Source organism: Paenibacillus glucanolyticus NBRC 15330 (genome assembly GCF_004000885.1).
Lineage (GTDB): Bacteria > Bacillota > Bacilli > Paenibacillales > Paenibacillaceae > Paenibacillus_AQ > Paenibacillus_AQ glucanolyticus.
Genome location: NZ_BIMC01000037.1, coordinates 1 through 19,065 on the forward strand (window position 1 = coordinate 1; position 19,065 = coordinate 19,065).

Genomic DNA, 19,065 nt, shown 5'->3' on the forward strand with positions numbered 1-19,065 from the left:
CTTCTTTGTCTTTCGCCGAAAACTCGTTTTCAGCGGCGACCTTTATAATATATCATGGTGCCCGTCGTTTCGTCAAGAACTTTTTTTTAAAAACTTTTTAATTCGACATTTTCTTAACCGAATTATCAAAGTCCCTTTCGAAAGGGGCGAGTTATAATTTATCACAGAAACAGGCGGCTCGTCAACATTATTCAACAATTTATTTTTCGACTTCTCCTAACAGATAAAGTGACACATTACTGCGTTATTTTCACTTTACATTCGAGGCCATTCTCGTTAAATACTGTTTCCCGATATAAGTGATTTCATAATCGCCCCTCAAAATAATTACGCAAAAAAAAGGAAGGACTCACGTCCTCCTTCATAAATCAGTGTAGTAACGGATAGCTTCAGATCCATACGATCTGGATTCTTTCCATACCGGAACTTCTTTCACAAGGGACCGATACACCAGTTTTCGCATGACGATCGGCAGCTCCTTGCATACAGGTGCCAATTCCGGATGCAGAATCAGCTCCTGAATCGTCCATGGATTCCGCCGGCTTCTTAGCACTCGGAGCAGAAGTGCTGAAGAACTCTCCAATTTCGATATCATGGAGAATTCATAGGCCAGCAGGGCAAGCTCAACCCGTTGTCCTAGCGTCTCCGTGCTGACTGTAAGCTCCTCATACAATTTGCGGACGGGCGTATTCAATCCTGTAATCTGCTCCCAGACGGCTGATTCCGGATGAATCCCCCGTTCGATGAGCTCCAGTTCCGCCCAATGATGGAGACCTTCTAATAATGTATGGTAAGCATCCAGTACCCGATCTTCCTTCAATTGCATCTTGGCGTCTACGTACTTTTGCAAGAAGTGCGCAAATCCAATAAACAGTTTCTGCTCACGAAACGGCTCAGCAAACCTTAGAAAATCACGGCGAAGAATGGATAGACGCTCTTGATTATCCTTTATGATATCTCCCTCAAGAAGGCATTTGATCAATACTTTGTGCGTACCACTCAAGAGCTCACGATGCAATCCGTCCAGTCCGATGCTCAGCACCTGGCAGCGTTCCCCGCCTACAATTGAATGCTGGATGGGAGGCTCATCAGGCGTTCCGTCATACACGACAACGATATTGACCTCAAAGTCATGAACAAGTGAGCCCTGCAGCGTTTTATCCGAATTACGGTATGCTATCGCCCCAACAGCTTCCTCATCAACCGTATTTCCATAGTAAAAAGAAAAGTTGGTTAATTCCACGTTTCCCTCCATACATTCCTTGGCGAATTTCAGCCATTTCAGTTATAATGTAATTCTACATGTCCATGTAAGTTCCTTCTTTTAGGAGATAAGAACTTCGAAGAGGACAATCTGCAGGCTGAATTCAATATCCATTTCTCGTTTCACGTTCTTTCATAAGCAAGTACTTGAATTGACAGGAGTTTTCGAGCCATGATCTTTAAGAACGCAAAAATCAACGCCTTCCGCACATGGGGGCTGCTGTTAACAATGCTCGGTATGGGCCTCATGGTGCTTGGTACAGCCGGTATTGTATTCTTTGGACAAGCAGGCAAAATATTTGCCGGAATCGGATTGGTATTTGGCCTGATTATGATGTTGGGCAGTCTCGGCATTTACTTCTGGGCTGGCATGCTGTCCACAAGCGCCGTTCAAATTCAATGTCCGGAGTGCAATAAATTGACGAAAATGCTGGGTAAAACAGACCGCTGCATGTTCTGCCACACGATTTTGACACTGGATCCAAGCCAGGCGAACATTACAGCAGAAGAGCTTGAAGCCCAGCAGACCAAATCCTAAGAGTCATCCTAAACTTCTGCATATCATTAGGATTGGCATTCAGTAACATGAATAAACACTAAAGAAGACCCGGTATCCTCGAGGATAGCCGGGTCTTCTTCATTTATCTGGATAAAGGATATATAAGTTCGCGCGATCTTCTAATCATGTATCGTCTTCAGAACCTGCCAGGTTCCCGGGATGGCAAAACTTCGATTCCAAGAGGCAATACCGCCAAGCTCCAGTTTCTTGGCCATATTCACACGGGACTGCAGAGATGTATCGTCCTCCATCCATATTTTCTTGATGGCCTCTCCCTCCGTGAATTGAACATAGTTCTGACCCGTGCTGGCATCCAGCGCCCCTTTAACCTTCTGCTCCTTAAGCAAAGTCTGGAGCTTCTCCATCCCAATCGCTTTGGAGGACACCTTCGCTTCTCCCTCTTCGCTGGTCTCCGTCCATACCCTGGTATATAAGGGAACACCCAATACTAGCTTGGATGAAGGCACACCGTCCTCTTCCATGATTCGTCTTACCGATTGCTCGGCCCATGGCAGCGAGGATACCGATCCCGCTTTTGGACTGGAAGCCCAGTGCTCATCATAGGCCATCACCATCATATAATCAACCGTCTCGCCAAGCCGTTTGCGGTCGAGAAAGAGCGACCACATCTCGCTATTCGATTTCGGAGTAACGTCAATGGAAACAATCAATCCTCGGGCTTTAGCCAGCGGCTTCATTTCTCTCACAAATTGAACCACATGGTCTTTGTCTTTGGTGTAGACATTTTCAAAATCGATATTAATTCCGTCCAGCTTATATTGCTTGGCATAGGTCAGCACTTGCTTGATAATATGAGATCTTCTCTCATAAGTAGACAGCGCCTCCGTTGTCAGGTCAGGATCAAAACTGTTGTCCATTAGGGCCCAAACTTCCATATTCCTGTTATGCGCCCAGCTCACATACTGCTTCACGGCTTTAGATTTGACCGTACCCTCGGCATCCACGATGCTGAACCAGGTGGGGCTCACCACATTGACACCAGGTAATTCCCCGATCTTATCCGTGCTTGGGTTTTTGGAATAGACAGCCTCCCACACCAGATTGACCGATTTGTCCTTCCACTCCAGCTCAACCCGCGAAGGAGTCTCTGCAAGGACCGGAATATCTTTAACGTTACCGAGTTTAGTCTGGTCTTTAAGAACATATCCGGTGTAGCCGTTATCGGCTTGAACAAATAACCATTCCTCTTCTTCGCGCCATACCCGGAGCCGCTCACCGGCAGGCATGTCCAGCACAATCGGTGACTTCTTCTCCCCGCTCTCGCGCAGAGCCACCGTGTCCTCAGGTTTACCCGGTGCTGCCTCCGCAAGCTGAATCGAATCACCTGCACGCATCAAGATAATTGCACCTGTTAACGAGTTCTCTTGAACGGCTATCCCGTAATGCTGCTCGAGCGGCTTAAGGGGCACGTAAGCCATACCGTCAACAAGCTCAGGAGCATAAGGGACGGTAACTGTTTTACCATTCAGATCCCCCTTGGTGCTGTCGATCTTCATACGGAGAACCGATTCCGAGGTTGTCATGATAATCGATTTGGTCTCTTCCTCATAACGAATATTGGCATCAACGCTCTCCTGAATAACCGTTATGGGCAGCATCATTTCTTCTCCGCTTTCCCGGGCAGGATACTCCTGCAGTTCACCCTGGACAAAAATCGGCTTGTCCATTCCTCGCCAGTCCGGCACCGTATAAGTCTGGTTCGGAAAAAGGGTGGTGACCACCCACCAGACTCCTGCCGCTATCAACATCAAGCCCAGATAAAAAGAGCTTCTCCTGGTACGCCGCCTCTTTCCACGATATCTTCTTCTTGCCAAACTACTCCCCCATTTCATTCTCGCCCTCTATATATCCCCTTGTGAGAAAACGCCCTTAAAAATAAAAACGTGTGGAATGGTTGATTCCGCACGTTCATTTATAAGTAACCGAAGTCTATTTGCAGGACTTGCAGAGCCCATACAGCTCCATCCTTAATCCCTTCACTTCAAACCCGGTGCATTTCTCAGCCTGTACTCCAACATCTTCAAGGGACGGATAGCTGAAATCTTCAATTTTTCCGCAACTCTGGCATATTACATGATGATGATCGGATACATTTGCATCAAAACGACTGGAATTATCTCCATAAGTCAGTTCACGCACCATGCCGGCCTCAATAAACATTTTTAAATTGTTATATACAGTGGCTACGCTCATACTAGGAAAATTAGGTTCCAGAGCCCGATAAATATCATCCGCTGTCGGATGACCCATAGATTCAACCAAATACGTTAAAATCGCATGACGTTGCGGCGTGATACGGACACCGGTCGTTTTCAGTTGTTCCAGCGCATGCTGTACGGACGTTCCCATGGTTGCCCACCGCCTTCAAGTTTAACTGGTTTTTACAAAACCTATACCGCTCTTAACCTTTATTGTAAGGCGTTTCTTTGATTCTTGTCAATCCGGCAGAGGCGTCAAGCCCCCGTTACTGCGGCTTTCCTCCTGCTCCGGATAGCTCCGATAGATATTCAAATTACTGTTGCCTTCAATCCGAATGGAGTGTTCGGATGTGCCCGATTCACCGGATATCGTTTTTTGATCGATCAGAAGATTGGGAAGCGTCGTAAGGATTCTACCGTAACTGATGGTCCCTTCCAGCTTGTAATCCCCTTCAAGCGGAATATGAAGATTCATCTCGCCAACCGCACTGTACACGTTCCAATCGCCTCCCACATGAGGTGAGCGTATAGCAACTCCGCCATTGAGGGATTCCGCGCTTAATTGCGACTCTGCACCACTGATCAGAATATTGCCATTCCTCGTCTGGACCCGGATTTCCTCCGTCGTTCGCTTGACGGTCATATTCCCCACCTGAGTGGTCATATCTGTTTCGCCTGTGATGTCTACGGCCATCATATTGCCGCGGTTAGTGGACATTTTGATATTCCCCACGACGCCGCGTGCCGTCATGTCGCCATTTAATGTTTTACCGGTAACATTCCCGTAAACACGATCCATCGTAATAGGTCCGTTGCCGCTCTCCAGCGAAATATTCTCTATAGCTTCAACGCCGTTTAAGGTGATCGCTCCGTTCATCGTCCGTATCTCAAAATTAAATCGACGATCATCCGGTACCGCGATATGGAGATTCATCCGGGGCTGACGCTTACCCGATTGTCCATAAGCCTTCCCCTTCGATCGAATCGTTATCGTCTTGCCTTCTCCCACTTCAATCGTGGATTGTTCTGCTATCGCTTCGGCCAGACCGGAAGGTTCGTGGTCGACCCAGACTTCCGCTTCGACCCTGATCTCATCCACATTCTGCCGCACGATGGTGATATCGCCGTTTAAGTGATCCACGATGATTTTCTCGGTGTCCAGTTCTACCGGAATATCCAGCACTGGCTTCTGAAACTGGGTACCCTCAGCTTCGCTGTAATCGACTCCCGCTGCCGTCAAATTCAGGCTCACCCGATTCCAGAGATGGAGAAAATGCTCCTGCTGAGAGATAACGAACACGGATGCCGTAATGGCTGCGGCAAGCAGAACGCCCTTGATATCCGGCCGGAACCGAAATTCCTTACGTCTGCCCAGAACACATGTCACGGTGTACCGTACTAAATATTCAACTCCGAGCAATATGAATAGCAGCGGCCACCACCGCTGGATCAAAAATATATAATCGGTGCCCCCGCGTTCATCCAGCAGCAATAACACCCCTGAACAGACAAGCAGTAAGGCAGCTGTAAATCGACCTACTCTGATTTTATGTTTCATCCGTCTCCTCCCCTCGTCAGTATTGGCAGCTATCGTGTTTTGTGCCCTGCAAAGATACGCTACAGGGATTTGCCCTTGCCTTTACCTTTACGGTGCCGGAGAACTTCTCGAACCGCCGCCCATATTCCGAGGATGATTAATACGACAGCAGAGAACTCCGCTCCATAATCACGGATGACCACCTGAAGCCAGGGAGGCTTCTGATGAAACAGAATGAGCAGGATCCCTATAGCAACCAGCATCAAGCCAAAAGGGATTCCCCGTTCACCTCGGAACGGATTGTTCGGCCCTCTTCCCTCATCAGAAGAAACAGCGGCTGCCTCGCCACGCCGTCTCCGCGAGATCATATATTCAGCTGCTTGCAGCACATCGTACACATTATAGAAATAGCCAATCGGAATCAGCAGCCCCAGTACAATAAGCAGCGGTACATTGATCTGCATGCCGATGGAAGAAAAGTATAAAAGCGCCGAGATATCCAGCAGCAATAACATAATAAACGTAATTCCCTTACGATACACACCCAGATACAGATGCCCCAAGCCCGGAATGAGAGCGGCTAACAAAAGCGCATATAATTTACGCCTTCTTCTCTGCAGGCCTGAATGACGCTTCATGCGGATACGTTCTCGTTTCTTCTTGCTTATCGCGGTTTGCGGTTCAGGTGTCGTGTTCATGACCCTCTCTCCTCCTTCTCAAACATCAGGGAGAACTGGCGTTGTTTAACGATGTTTTTCTTTGATAGTACCCCAACGAGAGGCCGAAGTAACTGGCAAAAAACTGGATGAGCCAGCCGCTGACTGCTGACAAGCCTATAAAAAAACGGCACTGCCGATGATCAGCAGTTGCCGTTTCTTCGTTGTACATCCTACTCGGCTGTTACCATTGTCACCTGGCCGATTCCCCGCAATTGCCGGGTTATCGTCATCGGCTCGAATTTACGATCTGTTAATACTTGCATTGTGATTTCGAGCCCCAATACCGCAGGCTGCAGCTCTCCATAAGCAGTATTGCTTCGTTCGTTAACAACCAACTTCCTAATCACGCATTCCTGTTCCTCCAGAACCGCCGAGATTTCCTCCAAAATATTCGGTGTATTCGCTGAATGGATGGTAATCAGATGCAGCTTGCTACCGCGTATATATCGCTGCTCCAGTTTATTAAAGACCACCAGATTCAGAAGGATAAGGATTGTCGACACAATCGAGGCAAAGTAAAACCCGGCTCCGACGGCCAATCCTACAGCGCCAACAACCCAAATGGAAGCAGCGGTGGTTAAACCGGTAATGGATTTACCCGTGAACAGAATGGTGCCTGCGCCTAAGAACCCGATTCCCGTAATAACGGCTGTAGCCAAACGCGCAGGGTCAATCCGGACATTAATCTCGTCTACGAAATCCGAAAATCCGTAGATGGATAAAAGCATAATCAGTGCAGAACCCAAGCAAACCAATATATGTGTACGCAGACCCGCTGCATGATTGGAACGCTCACGCTCAAATCCGATCAAGCCGCCAAGCAGCATAGCAAGCAGCAGCCTTAATAATATGGATCCATTATCTATTACCCAAGGATTATTCAAAAGAACGATACTCCCCTCACGTCTGCTTCTTGTTGCTTATGTTATATAATCATTGTATGCGAAGATGGAATTCGGTCAACTCGACTCCAGGAGCAACTTCAAAAACATGATCTTTTACAAACCCGAACTTCTCATACAAGGTAACCGCAGGCGTGTTGCGCGTTCCCGTCGAGACCGTGAACATCGGCGCCTTATGGTACGTCTCTAATACATGGCATATCAAAGTCCCGGCGATACCTTTACGAAAATGCCCCGGATGAACCATCATCCGCGATATGGTGACCTGCGCCTCCTCGGCTTCCACGGCAATCGCGCCGATCAGCTCCCCTTCATCATTTATATACCCAAAAAAGGTCTCTCCACTCGTACGAATGGTATCAAAGGTGTCCAGCAGCGGCGGAATATCCGTAAAACCGATGAGCTCAGCTTCCAGCGGGTACGCCATGTGCTGCAACCCCCATATTTGTTGGACGGTATCCCTATCTTCTAAAGATAACTCGTTAATCATACATTTCATCCCCTATCTAATTTCATTGTAAAAAGGAACTTGCCCCTAAACAGGACAAGCTCCGCTTCTTGAGAAATAATTCGAGGGTAATGGTTATCTGCTGTTGTGGCTAATTATCCGTTCAGTACCTCAACCAGCAGTTTATTCGCCAGAGCAGGATTGGCTTTACCCTTGCTCTCTTTCATTACTTGCCCAACCAGGAAGCCGATCGCTTTCTGTTTACCTGCCTTATAATCCTCAACGGATTGCGGATTGTTCGCGACAACCTGCTCGACAATGCTCTTGATGGCACCTTCATCGCTGATTTGGACGAGTCCCTTCTCCTCAACGATTACAGCAGGCAGCTTGCCGCTCTCCAGCATCTCTTTGAAGACGGTTTTGGCGATTTTGCTGCTGATGGTGCCCTTCTCGATCAATCCGATCATCTCGCCTAAGCCTTGACCCGAGATCTTCACATCGGACAGCTCCAGATTGCCCGAGTTCAAGTAACCCAGCAAATCACCCATGATCCAGTTGGATACGGATTTAGCATCCTTGGTATAGTTTAAGCTGTCCTCAAAAAAGTCTGCCAGCAGCTTGGACGATGTGATCACTGCAGCATCATAGTCCGGCAAACCATATTCCGAAGCATAACGTGCCTTACGAGCATCCGGGAGCTCCGGAATCGTTGCACGAACCGACTCCTTCCATTCTTCGCTAATATGCACCGTTACCAGATCCGGGTCCGGGAAATAGCGATAGTCATGCGCCTGTTCCTTGCCGCGCATCGAGAAGGTTTTGGCCTGCGCCTCATCCCAGCGGCGGGTTTCCTGAACGATCACGCCGCCTTCATCCAGCGTTTCAGCCTGCCGGAACTGCTCATATTCCAAGCCGCGCTGTACGCCGCGGAAGGAGTTCATGTTCTTCAGTTCCGCCTTGGTTCCCAGTTCCTTCTGTCCCCATGGACGAAGACTGATATTGGCGTCACAGCGAAGCGAGCCCTCTTCCATCTTCACGTCCGAGACATCACAATATTGCATAATCGCACGCATCTTCTCCAGATAAGCTTTGGCTTCCTCAGGCGTTGAGATCTCAGGCTCGGATACGATCTCAACAAGCGGTGTTCCTACCCGGTTAAAGTCAACCAGCGAGGCATATCCGCCGTCAACATGGGTCAGCTTACCCGCATCTTCTTCCAGATGAAGCCGGGTAATGCCAATCCGCTTCGTCTTCCCGTCTACCTCAATGTCAATCCAGCCGTTTAAACCGATCGGCTGATCGTATTGAGAAATTTGATACGCTTTGGGCGAATCCGGGTAGAAGTAGTTCTTGCGATCAAATTTGCTAACATCGCCGATGGTGCAATTCAGCGCCATGGCTGCTTTCATCGCATATTCCACCGCCTGGCGGTTTAATACAGGCAGTACGCCGGGATGGCCAAGGCAAATGGGACATGTATGTGTGTTCGGCGGTGCTCCGAACGCCGTGGAGCAACCGCAAAATATTTTGGAATTCGTATGCAGCTCTACGTGCACTTCCAATCCGATAACCGTTTCATATTTCGATGTAGACATCTATTGTTTCCCTCCTTCTCTGCCGCCGGTTTACAGTTCAGGGCGCCGTTTATGATGTTCTGTATTTTGCTCATAAGCATGCGCTACGCGCAGCACGGTCGACTCATCAAAGGCTTTGCCGATAATTTGCATGCCTACAGGAAGTCCGTCTGCGAATCCGCATGGAACACTCACGGCCGGCACACCCGCCAAGCTGACAGGAATCGTCAGGATATCATTCAAATACATCGTCAGCGGATCATCCACCTGAGTCCCCAGCTTGAAAGCTGTCGTAGGAGCCGTTGGTCCGATGATGACGTCATATTGTTCAAATACTTTATCAAAATCCTGCTTAATAAGGGTACGAGCTTTCTGTGCCTTCAAATAGTAGGCATCGTAATAACCCGAGCTGAGGGCATAGGTGCCCAGCATGATGCGTCGTTTCACTTCATCACCGAAGCCTTGGCTGCGGGACTCATGATACAGATCGATCAGGCTGCCTGCATTGTCCGATCGAACGCCGTAGCGTACGCCGTCGAAGCGGGCCAGGTTCGAGGAAGCCTCCGAAGAAGCAAGCAAATAATACGTAGCAACCGCATAATCCGTATGCGGCAGGGAAACTTCATCCCAAGTCGCTCCCAGCGCTTCAAGCGCCTTCAGTGCGTTCAGGATGGTCTCCCTCACCTCCGCGTCAACGCCCTCGCCCAAGTATTCCTTAGGCACAGCGATACGCAGTCCCGCAATGTCACCCGAAAGAGCACTAAGATAGTCCGGCACGTCCACTTTGGCAGATGTTGAATCCATCTGGTCATAACCTGCGATAGCTTGCAGGACATAAGCGGAGTCTTCGACATTTTTAGTCAGGGGTCCGATCTGATCCAGCGAAGAGGCAAAGGCAACGAGGCCAAACCGGGACACCAGTCCATAGGTTGGCTTCAATCCAACGACACCGCAATAGGAAGCGGGTTGACGAATCGATCCACCTGTATCCGATCCCAGCGCAAAATATGCCTCGCCCGCAGCAACGGCTGCTGCCGAGCCTCCGCTTGATCCGCCTGGAACCCGATCCAGATTCCATGGGTTGCGTACGGGGTAGAAGCTGGAGTTCTCGTTCGAGCCCCCCATTGCGAATTCATCCATATTCAGCTTCCCGATTGTTATGGTATCTGCTGCACGCAATTTACCGACAACCGTCGCATCGTATACTGGCGTAAAATTAGACAGAAACTGACTTGCGCATGTTGTGCGAAGTCCTTCCGTTACGATGTTATCCTTAATTCCGACAGGAAGACCGAACAACAGTCCACGCGTGTCTCCTGCAGCCAGCTTATCATCCAAAACCTTGGCAGATGAACGCGCACCTTCTTCATCCAGCGTAATAAATGCTTTCACCCGATCCTCCGTTTCCGAAATGCGGGTGAAGGCTTGGTCAACCAAATCGGTGACCGAAAGCTCTTTGTTCTGGAGCTTATTATGTATCTCCGTTAACTTGTAATCAAACAGGCTCAAGTGTGTATCCTCCCTTCAGGCTATTCCAATACAGCAGGTACTTTGATTTGGTCGTCTTCCTCATCCGGTGCATTCAGCAGCACTTTCTCGATAGGCAAGCTCTCGCGCACTTCGTCATCTCTCATGACATTGCTGAGGTGCAGCACATGCGTTGTCGGCTCAACACCCTCTGTATCCAGTTCGTTCAATTTCTCGGCATATTGTAAAATCGCATTCAGTTGGCCGGTAAACATCTGTTCTTCCTCAGGCGTCAAATTCAAACGGGCCAGCTTCGCTACATGCTGAACATCCTTATCGGTAATGCTCATGGCTGTGCGTCCTCCTTCATGCCCCTGTCCTATTAAAGGGGTAAAGTCTGTCTCGATAACTTTTCTCATTATATTGTAGAAGCATGGAAGATTCAATCCAATCGGCTGAAGCTTTCTGCTTCCTAGGATACGTCTGATCACTTCAAAAAAGAGCCGGCCTCAGCCGACTCTTCTAAATCCAGGCACGCAGATTCACTTGTTTGATGAAATCCGCCTGGGACATTGCTTCCTTGGTTTCTTCTTCCTCTTCAACACTTTCTTCTAACTCGCCGTTCATCACTTGACGAAACAGCTTCTCATTATATGTCGACAGGGCGAAATCGATGAGCGCTTCCCGCTCGACCCGCTCGGCTTCCTGTTTCAACACGATCGATTCCAGCTCTACATCATCTGCCGGAACAAAAAAATTACGGTTGAGGCTCGGAATCCGAATGACGTAATCGAACGCATTGTCCGGATTTCGGTCATAAGCGATTATATAACCGTATTGACCAACTGGAAGATTCTGCTCAAAGGCGTCCGCGACGATTGTAATCTTTTCCCCTAAACGCAGCATCGTCTACCTCCTGAGTTGTCCATCCTTTTTTTAGAGATAAGAAATAATAAACTTCAGAGGTTTATCCTCCTTGTCTCACAAGAAAAACTTCCGCTACAGCGGGCTGTCTTTCGAGAAACTACGTCGATAGACGCTTTTCTTATCTTCATAGTCTACTAAAAAAAGATAGAGATGTCCATGCGATTCAGAATAAACCTGAATCTCCCATGGAAACTAGGATTGCGGGGATAACGGACTTCTTCTGAGCAGCCCTGCAGCAGCGATAATGGACAGCAGCATGATAAGCAAAGCAGCGATGACAGGTGCCCAGGCACCGGCTCCCGCACCCAGCATCCACTCTGCAGCCATACTGCTTAACCGGCCCGGACTCCACTGAAAACGGGAAGGCAGCAAGCCGGACAACAGCGAGAGAGCAGCCGCCGTTCCCAAGCTAATGAACGCTGCGGCAGGACCTCGAAGGACCGCACCAAGCGGAAGAACTAGCGTTACGATCCAGGCAAGCCATACAGCATACAGCAATCCGCCGCTCGCCACGGCCCCCCATTCCAAGGGACCAATGAGCTGATGCGTATAATACGCTGCACCGGCAAGCCCAAGCGCGAAGGAAACCAACATTAAAGTCATCATGGCTGCCCATTTCGCGCCCATCATCGGCAGCGTGGATACCGTTCGGGTGAGTACAAGCTCAGCCGTACCGGTTGCCCGCTCCCCTGCTACGGTGTTCATCCCGGCCAGTACAAGCACCAGCAGTCCGATGGTACTAAACTGGCTTAACGTTGATGCCATGACACTATCAGCGGACGGAATCGTGAACAATGCCGCCGCTTCCGGAGGAACCTCCCCCGACATGGTTAAAATTTCCGGCAAATAATAAGTAGATACCGGCTGCATAATGCCAAGAAGCAGAAAAACCGCAGGAACCCAGATCCATTTGTAAGTACGGCTGGCTTCGAGCATCTCCTTTTGATAATAAATCCAGAACGGCTTCATGGGCCCACCACCTTCATAAACATATCCTCCAGCGAGGAAGTACCTGCTTCAAAACGGAGGAGTTCGATCCCGTTATCCGCAAGCTCCTTGATTAACGCTGCACGCGCTGCCCCCATATCCGTTACCGTCAGCTTCGCTCTGTGTTTGCCAACCTCTGCCTCTTGGACAAAGGATCGCTTGGAGAGACCGTGGAGCCATGCAAGTTCACGCTCTCCTGGTTCTACCTCAATGGAGAGGACCGGCTGCCGGTATTTGCTGCGGAGCTCGCTCAGCGCACCCTTCTCTGCAATTTCTCCGTCAACCATCAGCACCATGTCATCACAAATCTCTTCCGCATCATGAAGCACATGGGTGGAGAACAGAATCGTCACTTCTCCTCGCAGACGGTTCAGCAAATCCATGACCTCGCGGCGCCCGATCGGATCGAGTGCAGATACCGGCTCGTCCAGCATAATCAGCTCCGGCTCGTGCACAAGCGCTTGAGCAATGCCAAGCCGCTGCTTCATCCCGCCGGAATAACCGGAAATACGCCGTTTGGATGCTTGCTGGAGTCCAACCATCTCGATCACTTCCTGACTCCGCTGGAGCGCTTTTTGTCCGGACAATCCCGACAGCTTGGCGCTGAAAGACAAGTATTCCTTACCGCTCATCCAACTGTAGAACTTCGGGTATTGCGGCAAGTAGCCAATTCGATGTCGCCAGTCGTTCGTTTGCTTATCCGCTGACCCATGCTTGATCTCTCCCCGTGTTGGGGGAATCAATCCTGCCAGCATGCGCAGGGTCGTTGTTTTGCCTGCGCCGTTAGGGCCCAGCAGTGCCGTGCAGCCTCCACGCTTCAGATCAAACGATATGCCTTTGACCGGCGTGATGCTTCCAATGCTTTTGGTAAGTTCATGAATACTCAGAAGTTTCTCCGTCATGTCTCTCTCCTCCCCGCGGCAAAATAAGCAATGCTGCCCAGAATGTTGCCGAGCAGTATAATGAGCACCCACATCCATCTCGGTCCTCGTATGTTCGCCGGTTCTGCCTTGAACAGTGAGACAAGACCTGTTACAGCGAGAATCGCTTGCAGTGCAAGGATCGGCCAAATCAATCCCCAATTAATCTCCATAATGTTCCTCCTCTTTTCTATATAATGAACTCAAGGCTTGCGGCGGTTCTTGCGGATAACGAATATCCAGTAAAATATCAGCGGTGTCGGCGATGTGGTCGAGCCCCATATCCCCCAAAACCAAGCCATTTTGCCAAGCCCCCGCTTCCTCGCATCCAAGAACAGCCATGTCCCTTGTACCAGCACAAGTACAACGGCTGCAATAATGATCCAAATCGAGGACTCATTCATTTCATTCATGGAGTCCCCTTCTTTCCGGCAGATCTCAGTCTTTTGGAAAATAGGAGAGTGGCAATGCCCGCAATCATTCCGATCCCGTGAATGAACAGAAGAATAAGCGGCGCTGCCAGGGCGGCCAGCAATCCCCCTCCCACGATAAAAGATGCAACCAAGAGAAAGAGCATGAATTCATATCTCATCCGTCGCCGCTGACGCTCCAGCGTATGAACAGCCAGCATTTGCAGTCCTTCCATGGAAGGTGACGGCACATCGTCAAACAATTGATCTACCCGCTTCATCTCCGTGTTCAATCCTTCAATCCATAAATCGTCTTCATTCTCAGGTACTTTGGCCATCGTCACCCATCTCCTTTCGCAGCTGTTTAATGCCGTATGCTGTCCGTGATTTCGCTGTACCCTCGGGTATGCCCAGCATGCTTCCGATTTGATCATAGCTGTAGCCGTAATAATGCTTCAGCAATATCGCGATCCGGTGATCCTCGGATAAACGGGATAATCCGTCCAGCATATCCGTCCATTCTTCACCCCGCCGCTCCATCTGCCAGCGCATCCGCCTTGCCGCTTGAACCCCCTCCTGCTCCAGCCATTTCTTCTCCCGTTTCTTACGCCGGGCGTGATCGATAAACAGCCGCGTAGCAATCGTGATCATCCATGAGGAGAAGGACGAAGTTCCGTTATATCGGGCCATATTCTCCATGCATCGAACGATGGTGTCCTGTGTCGTATCCTCCGCGATCATCGGATCCATTGTCACTTTAAGCAAATATTTATAGAGAAAGGAGTAATGCTGCTTGAATAGTTGGGCCATCGCCGCAGCATCTCCCCGCTGCGCTTTCCGTATCAAATCCTCTTCATCAGGGAGCATGATGAACTCATCACCTTCTTTCGTCTTGCATACGTAATACGACGAACCCGATCCAATCGTTCAAATGGTTCATGCCTTTATCCTGTACCAAATGATGTAATTTATATAGGTCCCATTATAATGAGACTAAAATTCGTCAGGAAGTCTGTAAAACGCAAAAAAAATAGCAGCCGACCAAGTTCCGGCTGCCTTCGCGATTAGATTAAAATTAAAACTTCATGATGAGGGTGTCAGGTTTGCATTCTAATGTCATTTATTGAATCTTATACATTGCAGCCGATGAAACCATGGCTGCTGCGCTATTCCCTCGTCCTTCACGAGCCGGTCCCAGACAACCGAAGTTATTTCCGTCTGAGCTGGCCGCTTCGACTCGGGTTGTCGATCAACTTCGTCGCTTCTTGTAACATTCCCGTTCAACAGCGATAGATGATCCTTCCTCAAAGGCGCTTCCCCCTAATCACGTCCATGCCAAAAACTCCCCATAAAATAAAAGAACGCAAACCGGGATAAATTCCACAGTCTGCGTGCTTCGCAATGGGTAACATTTAATTAACCGTATTGTATCAATCTTGTCTTAACTTGTCCAGACAAATATTCCCGGTTTTTGTCGGATGTTATCCTCACCGACTCGCGGAGACGTAGGGGTTCCGCTGCTTTTCATAGCCGATGGTTGTCCTTGGTCCATGTCCTGGGTAAACAACGACCTCATCAGGGAATGTATACAGCGTATTTTGAATGGAGTCCACTAAATCGCGCTCACGGCCGCCCGGAAGATCCGTGCGTCCCACACCTAAACGGAACAGCACATCGCCCGAGAAGAGATCGTTTCCACTCCGAAAACTGACGGAACCCGGGGAATGACCCGGCGTATGATAGACCTTGAACGTATGTCCAACCAACTGCAGCTCCAGTCCGTCCGCCAAATCAAACTCCGCCGGTTCGGTTGACAACGGCGCACTCACCTGCGGCCACATCAATGAGCCGTTAAGCTTCGGATTGGTCAGCCAATCGCTCTCAATGGAATGCAGATAGACGGGACAGCCCTTTAGCTTGCGGATTTCCTCGACGCCGCCCATATGGTCGAAATGTGCATGCGTCAGCAGGATCGCTTCAATCTCCAAATCGGCAATCCGCTTAAGCAAGGGACCCGGGTTCATCCCCGGGTCGATAATAACCGCTTTGCCTTCCACGGGGCCTGTCAGCAGGTAGGCGTTTGTCTGAAGCGGTCCTAAATTGAAGGTTTCAATATGAAGTGTCATGATTAGAATCCCGAGATCAGTTCGCGCAATTCCTTAATAATAGCAGCGTGAACCTCGTACCCTTCTCCATAGGCTTGAATGATGCTTTGACGTGCTGCGGCAAGGTTATCCTGATAATCCGGTGCTTCACGATCCGGATTGTCCTGCTTGAACTGAATCATGAACTTCTGTACGTGTGCCGGACGCGGTCCCCATGTGCCGAGAACATGACCACCGGTATCGGAAATAATAACAACCGGCACCGAGCGCCCACCCATGGTTAGAAACTCATCCATGACATCCAGGTTTTCTTCCATAATAAGCACTTCGGTCTCGATTCCCGCCGTCTCCATCGCACGGAACACCACAGGAATATTACGCGCAACATCACCGCACCAATCCGCTGCCAGAATAAGGACCCGCAGATCATCGCGGAAATTCAGACTCTCGAAAAACTCCTTGTCCTCTTCATTCTCCCAGGCAAACTGTTCATACCCTGCCTTGAAGGTGTCCTGATTCTTCTGCATGCCATCCATAAACTGTTGAGGAGATATGCCTGTTCCCAAATGATTTGCCATATTCATACTCATTCGTTACGACCTCGCCTTCGCTGATTTTATCCATTTTATCAAAAAATAAAGAATCATGACGGCCAGTGCCCCCAGCAGAATTTCCTGCACGTATGGCCCTGCCTTCTCATCGATGTGCTCCCACTGGTCTCCCAGAAGCAAGCCAAGGTATAAAAATAATGCCGTCCACGGAATTACGGCTAATGTGGTCAGAAGCGTAAATCGGCCTACATTCATCTTGGATATGCCGGCCGGAATCGATATAGCGTGCCTAACAACAGGTACAAACCGGGCCGTAAAAATAACGCCCGTGCCGTACTTGCCAAACCACTCCTCGGCGTAATCAATATGCTTCTTCTTAATCAATATGTACTTCCCGTACTTCTCCAAGAAGGGTCTTCCGCCGTAACGGCCGATCCAATAAATAAACAACTGTGCCAATACGCCGCCAACGGTACCGAAGAGCATGGCCCCCAGAAAATGAACCTCGCCCAGGGAAACCAGATATCCGCCGTATGCCAATACGATCTCGCTCGGGATGACCTCTACCATCAAGCCGAGCATGATGCCGAAATAGCCCAGTTGCTGGATCCATGCAAACAATTGACCGACAGCCTCGTAAAAGAATTCCACGCCCGTCCCCCGCTTTCCTACTGCGTTGATTTCTTATACTAGCCTATTCTAACACAGCCCGGGACATGCCTTCTACTGCGCCCATTTATAGGCGGCACAGTGACTTCCGCCCGTTTCAGGACATATGGTGAAGCAAAGGAGTGAGTCACGTATGCATTCTCCCCATGCCAAACAACCCGGCAGCAAGCCCCCCTCCCCTCGCGGTATCAGGCGGGCCTGCAGCAAAGAATTATACCGAACGACCAAACGCCTCAAGCTGTACATTCCCCCGGAAAGCCTGAAGCAAGGAGAAGAATTGTATTACCGGAAGGTGATTGCCAACCTGATCTGGATCCACGATAACCATAGCAACAAAAAGCTGCTGTGCGAGTGGTGGGAAAAAGAGGTGTGCAGTGAGCTGGCAGAGTTATGGAAGGTCCCGGAACGCCAGTTGGCCTCCGCGTTCCGGGATGCTTTTGGCGGGTAGCCCCTGCTGCCTTCAGTTGACATGAAGCTCGAACCATGATGACAAGCGTCTGTCTGTTCAGAACCATGGCGTTTCCTTATTCGATTTCGCGGACAACGGACTGACTGAGATTGCGGAGCGGCATGTCCCATTTAATAGAGGGGAGGGATGTGCGATTGGAAGCGTCTCCGGGCCACGCGCGGGTATGCTCCTTGACCCAGCATATTCTCCAGTCGCCTAACCTGCCGGTCCGCGAGCACGGTCAGATAAAATTCCCGATCATTTCGAAGATAGGTTATGTCATGAAGTCCTCCGGCAAGAGAACGATAGCGCTGCAGGATGGCCAGAGCAGACCGAGCTGCTTGGATCGATTCGGCCTGCTCTCCTGCCGTATGGTGCCAGTCCGCGAGGGAGGCCAGCTTAAGCACAGCTCGGGTTTGCTTAACTGCATTGAAGCGGTCCAGGGTTAGGCTCCTGTCATACCAAGCCGCCGCTGCCTTTGATTCGCCTCGAAGGGAATACGCTTCTGCCAGCCTCCAGCTAAGCCCCGGGTGTTTGGGTGCATAGACCATACTCCTCTTCAGCAGCGGGATTCGCTGATTGGGCTGCAGCCGATCGGACAAGCTCATTGCTGCACTCGTGTTGGCAGGATTCCACTTTAATGCGGATTGGAGCAGCGCGATCTGCCCTCCGTCTGAAGCCGATGCAGCAGCACGGCGGTTGACTTCGCTGATGCCGAAGGAAGCTGCGAGAACTGTCCAGCCCAGCAGCATCAGGATGGCTGTCAGACTGAGCAGCCTCCAAGCCGGATGGGCCTGTTTTCCTTCCCGGACGACCGCTAGCAGTGGTACCGCCAGCTTGAATTGCCAGCGCCTTTGCGCTGCAGTATGTCCGTGCCGGGGCTCCTGGCCGGAGATGCCTTCAGCCAACCCGATGGCTGCGATCCACAGCAGCAGCAGCCAAACAAGTCCAAAGCTCCAGTCAAAATCGACTGCCGCATGCGCGATAAGTACGATGGCCGGGGGCATGGCTCGTGGGTTTGCCTGCATGAGCTTGGTCAGAACAAAGATCAGCAGAATAAGGACGAGCCCCAATCCAATGAAACCTGTGTCCAGCAGAATATCAATATATCCGCTGTGCATCTCGGCTCCGACATAAGGCTGGGACTGAATGGCAAGGTACGATTGCCGCCACGTCTCCCCTCCCCGTCCCAGCCACAGCGACGACCGGGCCAGCTGCCACGCGTCGCTGTACATGAGGCGGCGCGCGCTAAGCGTTGCCGCGCCGCCAAGTGCCCGATCCTGCACCTGCAGCAGGATCAGCACGCCTGCGGCGGCGACGAGCAGCGCCGCCGCCACCGATGCCCCGGACGCGGCATATC

The 19,065-nt window shown here is 50.3% G+C and carries 24 protein-coding genes; 2 read left to right on the top strand and 22 right to left on the bottom strand.

The features are described from left to right. Window positions 1-361: 361 nt before the first annotated feature. Entirely contained in the window at window positions 362-1,255 is an 894-nt protein-coding gene (locus PGL02S_RS27550) for a nucleotidyltransferase-like protein (protein ID WP_255308673.1), read from the bottom strand. Window positions 1,256-1,435: 180 nt separating this feature from the next. On the opposite strand from PGL02S_RS27550, the gene PGL02S_RS27555 reads away from it, so the two are divergent. Then, window positions 1,436-1,801 (top strand): YgzB family protein, encoded by a 366-nt coding sequence (locus tag PGL02S_RS27555; RefSeq protein ID WP_006212663.1) that lies wholly within the window; start codon window positions 1,436-1,438, stop codon window positions 1,799-1,801. A gap of 140 nt (window positions 1,802-1,941) precedes the next feature. Here the strand turns inward: PGL02S_RS27555 and PGL02S_RS27560 are convergent, their stop codons facing one another. From PGL02S_RS27560 to PGL02S_RS27655, 20 genes are all read right to left on the bottom strand, one after another. Continuing rightward, on the bottom strand, window positions 1,942-3,675 hold the full coding sequence (locus PGL02S_RS27560; protein WP_370511113.1) for a glycosyl hydrolase family 18 protein: 1,734 nt from the start codon (window positions 3,673-3,675) through the stop codon (window positions 1,942-1,944). A gap of 97 nt (window positions 3,676-3,772) precedes the next feature. Beyond that, window positions 3,773-4,192, bottom strand: coding sequence for a peroxide-responsive transcriptional repressor PerR (gene perR, locus PGL02S_RS27565; protein WP_006212665.1), 420 nt, complete (start codon window positions 4,190-4,192; stop codon window positions 3,773-3,775). A gap of 87 nt (window positions 4,193-4,279) precedes the next feature. Then, window positions 4,280-5,599: a DUF4097 family beta strand repeat-containing protein gene (locus tag PGL02S_RS27570; RefSeq protein WP_036643462.1), complete on the bottom strand. Its 1,320-nt coding sequence runs from the start codon at window positions 5,597-5,599 to the stop codon at window positions 4,280-4,282. 59 nt (window positions 5,600-5,658) lie between these two features. Further along, window positions 5,659-6,276 carry a hypothetical protein gene (locus PGL02S_RS27575; RefSeq protein ID WP_006212667.1) on the bottom strand — a complete coding sequence of 206 codons (618 nt, stop codon included), beginning with the start codon at window positions 6,274-6,276 and terminating at the stop codon, window positions 5,659-5,661. Window positions 6,277-6,467: 191 nt separating this feature from the next. Beyond that, window positions 6,468-7,181 (bottom strand): MgtC/SapB family protein, encoded by a 714-nt coding sequence (locus PGL02S_RS27580; RefSeq protein ID WP_036643463.1) that lies wholly within the window; start codon window positions 7,179-7,181, stop codon window positions 6,468-6,470. A gap of 49 nt (window positions 7,182-7,230) precedes the next feature. Beyond that, window positions 7,231-7,689: a GNAT family N-acetyltransferase gene (locus tag PGL02S_RS27585; protein WP_036643464.1), complete on the bottom strand. Its 459-nt coding sequence runs from the start codon at window positions 7,687-7,689 to the stop codon at window positions 7,231-7,233. A gap of 113 nt (window positions 7,690-7,802) precedes the next feature. Beyond that, complete coding sequence (gatB, locus tag PGL02S_RS27590) at window positions 7,803-9,242, bottom strand: Asp-tRNA(Asn)/Glu-tRNA(Gln) amidotransferase subunit GatB (RefSeq protein ID WP_036643465.1); 1,440 nt, start codon at window positions 9,240-9,242, stop codon at window positions 7,803-7,805. Between the two features lie 30 nt (window positions 9,243-9,272). Further along, window positions 9,273-10,730 (bottom strand): Asp-tRNA(Asn)/Glu-tRNA(Gln) amidotransferase subunit GatA, encoded by a 1,458-nt coding sequence (gatA, locus tag PGL02S_RS27595; RefSeq protein ID WP_036643466.1) that lies wholly within the window; start codon window positions 10,728-10,730, stop codon window positions 9,273-9,275. Window positions 10,731-10,750: 20 nt separating this feature from the next. Next, a complete protein-coding gene (gene gatC, locus PGL02S_RS27600) occupies window positions 10,751-11,038 on the bottom strand; it encodes an Asp-tRNA(Asn)/Glu-tRNA(Gln) amidotransferase subunit GatC (RefSeq protein ID WP_006212672.1) in 288 nt (95 codons plus the stop codon). Between the two features lie 172 nt (window positions 11,039-11,210). Next, entirely contained in the window at window positions 11,211-11,594 is a 384-nt protein-coding gene (locus tag PGL02S_RS27605) for a hypothetical protein (protein WP_006212673.1), read from the bottom strand. Window positions 11,595-11,807: 213 nt separating this feature from the next. Continuing rightward, window positions 11,808-12,584 (bottom strand): ABC transporter permease, encoded by a 777-nt coding sequence (locus tag PGL02S_RS27610; RefSeq protein WP_036643467.1) that lies wholly within the window; start codon window positions 12,582-12,584, stop codon window positions 11,808-11,810. Next, a complete protein-coding gene (locus PGL02S_RS27615) occupies window positions 12,581-13,504 on the bottom strand; it encodes an ABC transporter ATP-binding protein (protein ID WP_036643468.1) in 924 nt (307 codons plus the stop codon). Before PGL02S_RS27615 ends, PGL02S_RS27610 begins: the two co-directional genes overlap by 4 nt. Next, window positions 13,501-13,695 (bottom strand): PLDc N-terminal domain-containing protein, encoded by a 195-nt coding sequence (locus PGL02S_RS27620; protein ID WP_006212675.1) that lies wholly within the window; start codon window positions 13,693-13,695, stop codon window positions 13,501-13,503. Before PGL02S_RS27620 ends, PGL02S_RS27615 begins: the two co-directional genes overlap by 4 nt. Window positions 13,696-13,725: 30 nt before the next feature. Next, on the bottom strand, window positions 13,726-13,935 hold the full coding sequence (locus tag PGL02S_RS27625) for a hypothetical protein (protein WP_006212676.1): 210 nt from the start codon (window positions 13,933-13,935) through the stop codon (window positions 13,726-13,728). After that, a complete protein-coding gene (locus PGL02S_RS27630) occupies window positions 13,932-14,270 on the bottom strand; it encodes a YxlC family protein (RefSeq protein WP_006212677.1) in 339 nt (112 codons plus the stop codon). Before PGL02S_RS27630 ends, PGL02S_RS27625 begins: the two co-directional genes overlap by 4 nt. Beyond that, window positions 14,254-14,799, bottom strand: coding sequence for an RNA polymerase sigma factor SigY (gene sigY, locus PGL02S_RS27635; RefSeq protein ID WP_036643469.1), 546 nt, complete (start codon window positions 14,797-14,799; stop codon window positions 14,254-14,256). Before sigY ends, PGL02S_RS27630 begins: the two co-directional genes overlap by 17 nt. 249 nt (window positions 14,800-15,048) lie before the next feature. Continuing rightward, window positions 15,049-15,240: a hypothetical protein gene (locus PGL02S_RS27640; protein WP_036643470.1), complete on the bottom strand. Its 192-nt coding sequence runs from the start codon at window positions 15,238-15,240 to the stop codon at window positions 15,049-15,051. A 179-nt stretch (window positions 15,241-15,419) separates the two neighbouring features. Next, the gene (locus tag PGL02S_RS27645; protein ID WP_036643471.1) at window positions 15,420-16,058 is read right to left on the bottom strand and encodes an MBL fold metallo-hydrolase; all 639 of its coding nucleotides are present in this window, start codon (window positions 16,056-16,058) and stop codon (window positions 15,420-15,422) included. Between the two features lie 2 nt (window positions 16,059-16,060). Further along, window positions 16,061-16,627, bottom strand: a complete 567-nt coding sequence (locus PGL02S_RS27650; RefSeq protein WP_006212681.1) for a thioredoxin family protein — start codon at window positions 16,625-16,627, stop codon at window positions 16,061-16,063. 3 nt (window positions 16,628-16,630) lie between these two features. Then, entirely contained in the window at window positions 16,631-17,239 is a 609-nt protein-coding gene (locus PGL02S_RS27655; protein WP_036643472.1) for a DedA family protein, read from the bottom strand. 151 nt (window positions 17,240-17,390) lie between these two features. Between PGL02S_RS27655 and PGL02S_RS27660 the strand changes: the two genes are divergently transcribed. Next, a complete protein-coding gene (locus PGL02S_RS27660) occupies window positions 17,391-17,705 on the top strand; it encodes a hypothetical protein (RefSeq protein ID WP_036643473.1) in 315 nt (104 codons plus the stop codon). Between the two features lie 131 nt (window positions 17,706-17,836). Here the strand turns inward: PGL02S_RS27660 and PGL02S_RS27665 are convergent. Then, on the bottom strand, window positions 17,837-19,065 hold a 1,229-nt coding region (locus PGL02S_RS27665), incomplete at its 5' end, for an O-antigen ligase family protein (RefSeq protein WP_174806182.1).

Coding starts and splice junctions, on each gene's coding strand:
- PGL02S_RS27575 (WP_006212667.1), bottom strand. CDS start 6,276: ATGAACACGACACCTGAACCGCAAACCGCGATAAGCAAGAAGAAACGA.
- gatB (WP_036643465.1), bottom strand. CDS start 9,242: ATGTCTACATCGAAATATGAAACGGTTATCGGATTGGAAGTGCACGTA.
- perR (WP_006212665.1), bottom strand. CDS start 4,192: ATGGGAACGTCCGTACAGCATGCGCTGGAACAACTGAAAACGACCGGT.
- PGL02S_RS27560 (WP_370511113.1), bottom strand. CDS start 3,675: ATGAAATGGGGGAGTAGTTTGGCAAGAAGAAGATATCGTGGAAAGAGG.
- PGL02S_RS27570 (WP_036643462.1), bottom strand. CDS start 5,599: ATGAAACATAAAATCAGAGTAGGTCGATTTACAGCTGCCTTACTGCTT.
- PGL02S_RS27585 (WP_036643464.1), bottom strand. CDS start 7,689: ATGATTAACGAGTTATCTTTAGAAGATAGGGATACCGTCCAACAAATA.
- PGL02S_RS27650 (WP_006212681.1), bottom strand. CDS start 16,627: ATGAGTATGAATATGGCAAATCATTTGGGAACAGGCATATCTCCTCAA.
- PGL02S_RS27625 (WP_006212676.1), bottom strand. CDS start 13,935: ATGAATGAAATGAATGAGTCCTCGATTTGGATCATTATTGCAGCCGTT.
- sigY (WP_036643469.1), bottom strand. CDS start 14,799: ATGCTCCCTGATGAAGAGGATTTGATACGGAAAGCGCAGCGGGGAGAT.
- PGL02S_RS27615 (WP_036643468.1), bottom strand. CDS start 13,504: ATGACGGAGAAACTTCTGAGTATTCATGAACTTACCAAAAGCATTGGA.
- PGL02S_RS27610 (WP_036643467.1), bottom strand. CDS start 12,584: ATGAAGCCGTTCTGGATTTATTATCAAAAGGAGATGCTCGAAGCCAGC.
- PGL02S_RS27630 (WP_006212677.1), bottom strand. CDS start 14,270: ATGGCCAAAGTACCTGAGAATGAAGACGATTTATGGATTGAAGGATTG.
- PGL02S_RS27550 (WP_255308673.1), bottom strand. CDS start 1,255: ATGGAGGGAAACGTGGAATTAACCAACTTTTCTTTTTACTATGGAAAT.
- PGL02S_RS27660 (WP_036643473.1), top strand. CDS start 17,391: ATGCATTCTCCCCATGCCAAACAACCCGGCAGCAAGCCCCCCTCCCCT.
- PGL02S_RS27645 (WP_036643471.1), bottom strand. CDS start 16,058: ATGACACTTCATATTGAAACCTTCAATTTAGGACCGCTTCAGACAAAC.
- gatC (WP_006212672.1), bottom strand. CDS start 11,038: ATGAGCATTACCGATAAGGATGTTCAGCATGTAGCGAAGCTGGCCCGT.
- PGL02S_RS27605 (WP_006212673.1), bottom strand. CDS start 11,594: ATGCTGCGTTTAGGGGAAAAGATTACAATCGTCGCGGACGCCTTTGAG.
- PGL02S_RS27555 (WP_006212663.1), top strand. CDS start 1,436: ATGATCTTTAAGAACGCAAAAATCAACGCCTTCCGCACATGGGGGCTG.
- PGL02S_RS27620 (WP_006212675.1), bottom strand. CDS start 13,695: ATGGAGATTAATTGGGGATTGATTTGGCCGATCCTTGCACTGCAAGCG.